General features: G+C 41.7%; 7 protein-coding genes. All 7 read right to left on the reverse strand.

Annotated features, from left to right (window positions below):
- Nucleotides 1–13: 13 nt before the first annotated feature.
- Complete coding sequence (locus DWZ16_RS08230; protein WP_118522592.1) at nucleotides 14–787, reverse strand: hypothetical protein; 774 nt, start codon at nucleotides 785–787, stop codon at nucleotides 14–16.
- A complete protein-coding gene (locus DWZ16_RS08235; protein ID WP_147353408.1) occupies nucleotides 784–3282 on the reverse strand; it encodes a hypothetical protein in 2499 nt (832 codons plus the stop codon). Before DWZ16_RS08235 ends, DWZ16_RS08230 begins: the two co-directional genes overlap by 4 nt.
- A 66-nt stretch (nucleotides 3283–3348) precedes the next feature.
- A complete protein-coding gene (locus DWZ16_RS08240) occupies nucleotides 3349–3534 on the reverse strand; it encodes a hypothetical protein (protein ID WP_118522594.1) in 186 nt (61 codons plus the stop codon).
- Nucleotides 3531–5810: a UvrD-helicase domain-containing protein gene (locus DWZ16_RS08245; protein WP_118522595.1), complete on the reverse strand. Its 2280-nt coding sequence runs from the start codon at nucleotides 5808–5810 to the stop codon at nucleotides 3531–3533. The genes DWZ16_RS08240 and DWZ16_RS08245 overlap by 4 nt, the downstream gene beginning before the upstream one ends.
- A 716-nt stretch (nucleotides 5811–6526) precedes the next feature.
- Nucleotides 6527–7606, reverse strand: a complete 1080-nt coding sequence (locus DWZ16_RS08250) for a HigA family addiction module antitoxin (RefSeq protein WP_118522596.1) — start codon at nucleotides 7604–7606, stop codon at nucleotides 6527–6529.
- Nucleotides 7569–7895, reverse strand: coding sequence for a type II toxin-antitoxin system RelE/ParE family toxin (locus DWZ16_RS08255; protein WP_118522597.1), 327 nt, complete (start codon nucleotides 7893–7895; stop codon nucleotides 7569–7571). Before DWZ16_RS08255 ends, DWZ16_RS08250 begins: the two co-directional genes overlap by 38 nt.
- Before the next feature lie 247 nt (nucleotides 7896–8142).
- On the reverse strand, nucleotides 8143–8496 hold the full coding sequence (locus DWZ16_RS08260; RefSeq protein ID WP_243021962.1) for an ATP-binding protein: 354 nt from the start codon (nucleotides 8494–8496) through the stop codon (nucleotides 8143–8145).
- Nucleotides 8497–8610: the final 114 nt, after the last annotated feature.

An 8610-nucleotide genomic window follows, 5' to 3' on the forward strand; every position in this document is an offset into this window, starting at 1 on the left:
ATCGTCCTCCCCATTACCTGATTTTAAAATTCGGATCTACATACCCTTCCTGACTCATCATGCTTTCCAAGGCTCTCGCCTGTGCGTGAATCTCAATTTTTGCATAGCGATAGATTTCTTCTATTTTTTCATTGACACCGTTTATCAGTGTTTCAAGTGCAGCTGCTGCTTCTTTCTCTGTTTCTTTTATTATATCCCCATCGATTTCCGCGTCAACATATTCCAGATATGAAGCTGCCAGCTGCAGTGTATCCGGAATGTAACAGTCATAAAATTGGGACATATCCGGCTGATACACTTTTTCAAATTCACGGATGCTTGTCTGCAATACAGACATTCGATCTAGCAATTCTTGTCCCAATTTTTCCATCTTTTCCGGTAATTCACATTTTAAAAGCAATTTTCCTGCCTCGATATAATCTGCGAGCGTCCGACGTTCCATCCGTTCTTCAAAGCCTGCGCTGTCAAACATAGGTTTTTGTCGTTTTTCCGGCGGCTTAACTGCCTGAGCGAATGACTGCGGCATAGGCTGAATTCCCTGTCTGGGTGCCACTTTTGGCTTCTGCCCCTGTCCTTTGGGAACCTGATAGCTTTCCCCTGTTAAGGCTGCCTCCATCGCATCGTCATAATCAACCATATCAAAAGGAATTCCCTCCTGCCCCCACGGATCCTCAAGAAGACTTGGATCAATCTCACCACCTGAAGATGTCTTCCGATCCGAAATCTGCGGCGGTGCCTCCAAAATCCAATGGCTTCGAACTTCTTCCCAAAACTTTCTCTCTATCATTCACTATCACCCTTATAGTCTATTCCAAATATTGCATCCGGACAATATCTCATATGTGGACAAAATTCACAGTTTTTGGAATCTCCTCCTCCTGTTCTGTCTGGGTAAATCCCCGTTATTCCCGACTGACTCATAAGCATCGAGGCCATTTTCTCTGCATAAGCATAATTCTGATTATCCAAAAATACAAGTTTCAGGCGTTCATCTGTATATTGATAATTTCCAGCTTCCGTAAAACTCCCTTCCCTCTCCGGCTGATTCCAGCATATCGCATCATCCAGCATCTGCCGTTTTTCTGCTTTCCGGATGTAAGGAAACAATTCGAATACTTGCTGCGCTATCTGCTCCATCGAATATCTGCCTTTCAACAATGCATTTAATACCTGAATCAGCCGGACAATTGCCTTGTTTTGCTGATATTCATTCATATATGCAAAATTTTCTCCCAACACACAACTGTATACATAGCGCATAGGACATAAGGCATATTCTAATTCATCCTCATACAAATGCCACCTTTTATTTTCCTTGATCGAATACGTTTTGTCCAGGCGTTTATGAACCATCACTCCGTTCACATACTGTAAATCCAGATTTCTGAGTGTAGAATCCTGAATTCCGGCATCCGACAATTGGTCCAACAGTGTAATGTATGGAGATGGGGATAAGCATTTCTCTCCCTGCTGGTAAATCCATGAAATTTCCACATCTTTATTTTTCAGGGCATTATAAACATAATAACGGTTTGCCAGCGCTGTCAACCGGTTATTTTCCAGCCAGTCAGAAGCATACGTTCCGGCTGTTTTTTCAGCAATTTCCCGCAAAATGGTCTCATCCAACGGCCAGCGATAACTGCCAGATGTTCCCGGCAGCTTTGTAATATCCGCCAGACAGATATGTACTTTTTCTTTCGCAAAAACAGAGGCTGATTCGATCTGGAAAATATTAAAAACCAATGTCTTAAGTCCATGATGGTCATCCGTTTCATCTTCCATCGTTCCACTCATAAAAGAAAGGAGTGCGGCTACCAGGTCTCCCGGATAGCACATAAAATCCTTTACCTGATCATTTTCAAGTGCCAGGAAGATTTGTTTTATTTTTTCTTTCTCCTCGCGGTACAGATCCTGCGGCATTCCATCCCGGAAATATAGCAGTGCATCCAGTTTGCTCATATGCTGCTGAATCGAAACAGGTTCATTCGAAGCAAATAATTCCTTTGCCATGCGGATCAGCTGGCTGATCAGATCGATTACTTCTCTAATTCGATCCTCTCCGATTGAAAATGGTCCAAAATGAGATAACGGATTTGCCAGTGCCCTTTGTTTTCTCTTCTCAAGTCCGGTCTCTTCCTCTGTCTGCGAAAAAACATCATATGCGTTATCGTAAGCATCGGAAAAGCAACTTAGCCGTTCATTCCATTCTTTCAGTGTATAACAATTTTCAAAATAAGGTAATATACGCTCTAAATCATCCGTATATTGTATACTGCTTTTCCCGTGCGCTGTAAGCCAGCCGGATGCGAAGCATTTTCTCAATCCATCCGCACTCAGTATAATACACTGCCGATTTTCATCCCACATTTTATGCAGCATATATACAAACTGTCCGATTGGATATGAGAGCAAATTTCTTACCTCATATCGTTCTGGAAAATAATCCTTTAGTATCCGGTTAGCCGTATAATCATCCGCACTATATAAGTAAAATCCCTGCTCCTGGATCCTGGAGATATCTTCCACAAATTCGATCGTATTGCTGTATTTGATTATTTTCACATTCGGAGCACTTGTCTTTTCCCCGGTTTCAAATATTTCTCCCAGCGGATTTTTAGAATCCGGATCTTCAAAACGAATCCAGTCTTCATATGGCGGGTATCCATTGCTTTCATTATAAAGGTGTCTCCAGATTTCATTGGCATACGGATATTTCTTTTCATCCTGTATCAGGGCATAAATACTGTATCCCGATTTTACAAAACAGTCATACACAAATCTCTGTATCGGCGTCAAAAACTGGAAGCCATTCCATACAATGACCTTATTTCCGTGAAAGCAAAACGCACGTTCCGCCTCCCGTTCAAAATTTCCCGGCTGTTCCAGTTCTCGCAGTCTGTTCCGAAAAGCGGCGATACTGCCATCCAGCTGCTCCAGATATTTCCACATTTCTAAAAACAAAGAAAGATCCCGGTCAGAAGCTTCCATATCTTCGGGGCGGACACGCGCCTCCTCCAGACGAATCATATTTTGAATCGCCGCATACAGATTCTTTTTACATCCAAACAGCCAGTCTCTTTCCGCCCTGTCATGTACCGCCGCTATTTTATCCCGCAAAAAACGATTTAAAGCCGTCACATATACAAACTTCTGTCCACTCGTATTCCATCCGGGAAACAGCCTCTGGGAAAAATTCAAAAAGCCCATGATATTGCCCTTAAATATCTTCATGTCATAAGACATATTAACCGCCATCTCCCTAGACAAGGTCAGCTGCGGCAAAGGTGCAATTTCCTTAAAATACGGGGCATGTTTTAATTCTGAAACCTTTGTGTACGTATATACCGATTACTCATTGATCAGCCCCACCTTTCCAATCAGAGACGACCAGCTTTCATACGTCTGTCTCTCATTTACCAGCAAGATAAGCCGGTTTACCGCCCGTGTCATAGCGACATAGAGCATCCGGGTTTCCTCCGCCACACCTCTTCGCACTGCCTCTTTCTGCAGTTCTTCATACCAACGGCTCTTCATCTGAACACTTTTCCCCGGCTCGAATGCCAGGCAGCCTTATCTTTTCCTAAAAGAATCGAAGTTCTTTCCCTTGGAACCAGCGAATGCCCCATCGCCGGCAGAATCACCGTATCATATTCAAGACCTTTTGACTTGTGAACCGTCATAATATATACACTGGTATAATCATCTGTCATCTCTACATCCGGTTCCATCTCATCTCGGTTCGTCGCAATCATCAACGTCAGGTAAATATAAAGATCGTAAAGCGTCGCAAACTCCCCGTCCATCCTCTGCTGAATCATTTCCAACAATTTATCCAGGTTCTTTTGATACAATTTAGCATCAATCAGTGCCTGTCTGTTTTTCTTCGCTTCACTCCATTCATTTCCATATAAGTTCACCTTGTCCATGGCAATAAAATTTTCTATCACATTGCTGTTTTCCACGATATCCTTAATAACCGCTACAACTGGTTTAAGCCTGAATTTTCTCTGATATTCATGCCATTTTGTCTGGGAAAGAAATCCGGATAAATACTCCGTTAATTCCGCACCATTCATTTTAATCTGTTCCATCTCAGATACAGAAACCGTTCCTTCATAAGCTGCATATGGGGTCATCAGATAATTATATGTATAAATAGGTCGTTCTGCAAAAATATACGAACTGATCAGTACATAGAAATCTCTCACTGCCTGTGAAAGGAAAAAGGGGCGATCCGAATTCAAAACAACGGTTTTTCCATTTTTCCGGCATAAAGCCGCAATTTCCGCCGCCTTCTGATTTCCCCGGACCAGCACGGCCACCTTCGTTTTATCAGTCACTTTTTTCTTACCAGAACGGATATCCGTCTCCAAATCGTCCAATGCCTCATTGATATGGCGCATCGTCTGGGCAGGCCAGGAACTTTTATTTTCCACATATTCCATTTCAACCGTACCTGTACGGGTATTGAACGGTCTTACCGGCTCCTCATAATGCAGCAATCCCTGCCTTGACCATGCAAAGAAATACTGCTCCATCACTTTCATGATATTGGCACAGGTACGGTAATTATTTCGGAGACTGTAGGAATGCAGGCTGCCATGCATTTCTTCCTCCAGAATATCAAACGCCTCGTCCGTTGCTCCCTTGAAGGAGTAAATGCTCTGCTTTACATCCCCTACGGCAAAAAGCTTTGCATGAATCATCTGCACCAGGCGTGCAAATGTCCGGATCTGCGTGGCATCCGTATCCTGAAATTCATCCACAAACAGATATTTCATTGTAAGACCTTTACAGTCCATTTTCCCATTCAGCAGATAGTGACCAAAATCAAAGAACAAATCATTGATTGAAATCGCATTCTTATCCAGTTTAAGCCGGGTATATTTTTTTTCAAATTCTTTCAGTACCGCCTTAATAACCTGTTGAAAATTTGAAAGCACCGGTTCGCGCTCTACGTCACCCCAGTCCTTTTCTAACACTTCCGAAATCGTGTAACCTTTTCTGGTCAGTTCTTTCCAGTACACATCTATCACCTTGCTGGCGCCTGCATAGTTCATTCCTATCTGAGACGTGATCGATTTTCCATCATCCAATTCTTCCGACAGAAGATCCTTTATCAGCTCTTTTCTTTCTTTTTCCAGCGGCTGAATCCCTAAATCTCGTCCAAATCCCACACTGCATCCAAACCGTTTGAATAAATCATATGCCAGACTGTCAATCGTCGAAATGTGCATCTGCGACTGCTGTTCCAGCCAGGTTAAATATCTTTGATTCTTCGTCAAAGCATATTTTTTTAGGAGGATTTCCTGGAGGCGATCATTCATCTGATTCGTTGCCTCGTTGGTAAACGTGATCATGAAAATCTCCGACATATCCAGATCCGGAACCATGTGCATTAAATACAAAATGCGGTCAATCATCACCGTGGTTTTACCCGTTCCGGCAGATGCCTTCACTACAATATTATCAGCAATTCCGGCATGTTCTACCCGGTACTGGGCGGTGTTAAAAGAAGGGATCGCTTTTTCCAGCCAGTCAAATAGCTGGGCGTATTCCCGATTTAAGCCTTCGCCGTCTATTACGGTAAACGGTGTAAATGATTCTGCCTCATCTGTCTCCGGGATGATAAAAGCTTGTAGGAAGAAGGCATCGGAAAAGGGCTTGTAGGCTTTCTTCAAGTATGTAACATCTGATTCCGTTCCGAACCAGAATACTTTTTTTCCTTCTTTTAGAAACTGACCTAACTCTTTCTGGTGCTGTGTTAGGGGGTGGTTGAAATATAGGATTGAATACTTAGGAAATTTCATGTGTATTCCTTTCTTTGAGTGGTTTTAGATTTTATATACCGCCCATCTCTGCGTAATAGTTCTTTAAATCGTCCTGCATCTGGTTTTTTACTTTCTCCCAGTCGGCATTCTCCATTTGACTGAATAAAGGGAATCATTCTGTTTCCATTCAAAAACTCCATCAAATTAATCTTTCATGATATCGATATTTTCTTATTCATTATACAATATTTTTGCATAAACAGCAAATTGTTCTGAAAATTTTGAAACAATTTTATGCAAATATAACATCAATTTAGGTTTGTAATATATAATATCAATTTATATACCGCCACCTCTGCGTAATAGTTCTTTAAATCGTCCCGCATCTAGGTTTTCACTTTCTCCCAATCTTCATTCTTCATCTGGCTAAGCAATACATGTTCTACTGCTTTTTCCTTACCGCTATCATCGGTATATCGTTAAAATTGTAATGGCAGACTTACCACCTCCTCTGACCGGATCCTCACGCAGCAATAAACCGCTGTCATCTGCATCACAGATCTTTCCGTCACGTACTTGCCGCTTGCAGTTCCGCCAAGAAAGAAGCTTTAGCTACTTCCTGCCGTCCTGTCCGTGGACTTATCCCTGCTCCGAAGCAAACTGCTCAGTATTCCCATCTCATCACGCTTCTTTTTTTCGTATAATAAAAGCACCTGCCATGTTGACAGATGCCTTTAACCAAATCATTATCAATACTATGCCCACTCGTATCTTGGTCGAGCCTTCCAAGGAATAATTTTTTCCTTCATAAGCCTACCCTGAACAATATAATCTTTCACATTCTGTGTACTTGCAAATCGTTCAATCTCACTTGACCGTTTATAGCCCTCTGCAGCTACAAAGCTCTTGTATTCCTTTGAATCAATCAGGAACTCTCCTGCCATACTATCAGCCTTTGATTCAACTTCTCCTGATACTGAATCAAAATCAATGAATTCATGTTTTGTGTCGCCATTTAAAACATGGGCAATTTCGTGAAAAAGCGTAAACCAGAAGATGTCAGCAAACTTTTGTCTCAATGTCATGCAGAGAATTAATGCCCCATCTTCGGTTTTCTTAATAAATCCCTGCACCGGCGCACCAGTAAAATTGGGAACAATTCTAAAAGCAATTCCACATTCAGAAAAAATAGCAGTCAACTTCTTCTGAATTTGATTTGCCCTCATGAACATCACCTGTTTAATATCAGGTATCATCTCTCTAAGCTTTTCCGTGTCTACTTCGTCAGCTATTTCGATGTTCTTTGTAAGAAGCTCACACATTCTTTGCCATGCAAATAGTACATACGGATCTACATTTTTATTCTGCACACGGTAAGCGGCTGCATATGAAATTTTTGGAGTATCAAGCAGATTACTAATACCAAAAATCATCCGAAAATCCAGCACCATTGCGGCAGGGTTCGTTTCTTCATCAAGCCATCCAAAAGACGTCCAGACTTCTATAACTTCCTTAAGATTCTTCAGAACGCTTAATTCGGCCTCAGTGATATTATTCACTTCCTCAAACTCAAGTAATTCACGGTCGTAGTTTGCTTGAAGATTCATCCAGAAAGATGTCTCAATTCCCAAAGCATACTCTAGCTTTCTTGCAAAAGCAGCTGATATGCCTTTCTGTCCATGAATAACTGTGCTGATATGCTTTTCTGTCATTCCAGTTCTAACAGCAAGTTCCCTTTGCGACATCTCCCTGTCTTCAAGTACTTCCGCCAATGTCTCTCCCGGATGAATAATATAATCACGGGATAATCCAACTAAATTTTTTTCTTTTACCATGATAATCAATCACCCCTTCGATAATTAATGTATCGCAATTCTTAAGGCTTTCTACACTTAAATCTTTTGTTTTTGGTTTAACAATCAAACGATAGTTTGCGGAAACCCTTAATGAATATGCCCCCTTTCGGTCTCCCTCCAAGGATTCCATTTTTCCTATTCCAGATTGTTGAAGTGCTGAAAACGAGGTAAACGCAACGATTTGATTATATCGTTTCTTAACAGCCTTCGTTAATTCTGCACCGATTTCCTTTTTCATTAAGTTTTTAGAATTACGAACATCATTCAAATCGTCAAATAGTTCTTTGACCTCAATATCCTCATACTCAACGTTCAGAACAGGATCACCCCCCCCCTGTCAAAAATTTACCTTTTAGGTAAGTTTATTATAGCAGTTTTGAATAAAATGTCAACGTTTTTTGAAGATAATACGCCAACAGTCTGCATTTTACGGGGCTCAGCGGTCGCCATTCTGTTTTAGAACGGCTGCTTTCCGAAGTCAACGACCGCCCATTTTTTAGTTAGAAGACCACCGCTTATCGTGTATTGATCTTAACCGTGTAGTGCTTTGTAGCTCTCTTCATGATGGAATTGGCAGATACCTCATCGTTGAGGATTATCGCTTTCCAGTTATCCGGATCACGCTGTGAGCATACGATGGTGCTTTTCCTCTGCTCGTTCCGCTTTTCCAAAAGCTCAAAGAGGCTTTTAATCTCTCTTTCGTCAGTGATTGTGTGAAGCAGGAAGTCATCTAGGATGATTAGTTCCCATTTGAGATACTTCTTCATCTTACGAGCATATTTATCGTAATCCTGCTCTTTAAGAGCTACCATGCTTTCCAAAAGTTCCTCACTGTGAAAGTAACCGACATTATATCGGTTACAGGCCATTATGCCGTAAACGCTCCATACCAAGTACCCTATAAGCTAAAAGCCGCTTCCGCGGCTCTACTTCATTGCTTTTTCGGTTTTCTGACAACGTCCGGCAACTTTTTCGACCATGGA

The organism is Clostridium sp. AF29-8BH (genome assembly GCF_003478145.1).
Lineage (GTDB): Bacteria > Bacillota > Clostridia > Lachnospirales > Lachnospiraceae > Otoolea > Otoolea fessa.

What these genes read in the sequence shown, in the direction of transcription:
- DWZ16_RS08250 (WP_118522596.1), bottom strand. Translation starts at nt 7,606, where the DNA reads ATGGTAAAAGAAAAAAATTTAGTTGGATTATCCCGTGATTATATTATT.
- DWZ16_RS08260 (WP_243021962.1), bottom strand. Translation starts at nt 8,496, where the DNA reads ATGGCCTGTAACCGATATAATGTCGGTTACTTTCACAGTGAGGAACTT.
- DWZ16_RS08240 (WP_118522594.1), bottom strand. Translation starts at nt 3,534, where the DNA reads ATGAAGAGCCGTTGGTATGAAGAACTGCAGAAAGAGGCAGTGCGAAGA.
- DWZ16_RS08245 (WP_118522595.1), bottom strand. Translation starts at nt 5,810, where the DNA reads ATGAAATTTCCTAAGTATTCAATCCTATATTTCAACCACCCCCTAACA.
- DWZ16_RS08230 (WP_118522592.1), bottom strand. Translation starts at nt 787, where the DNA reads ATGATAGAGAGAAAGTTTTGGGAAGAAGTTCGAAGCCATTGGATTTTG.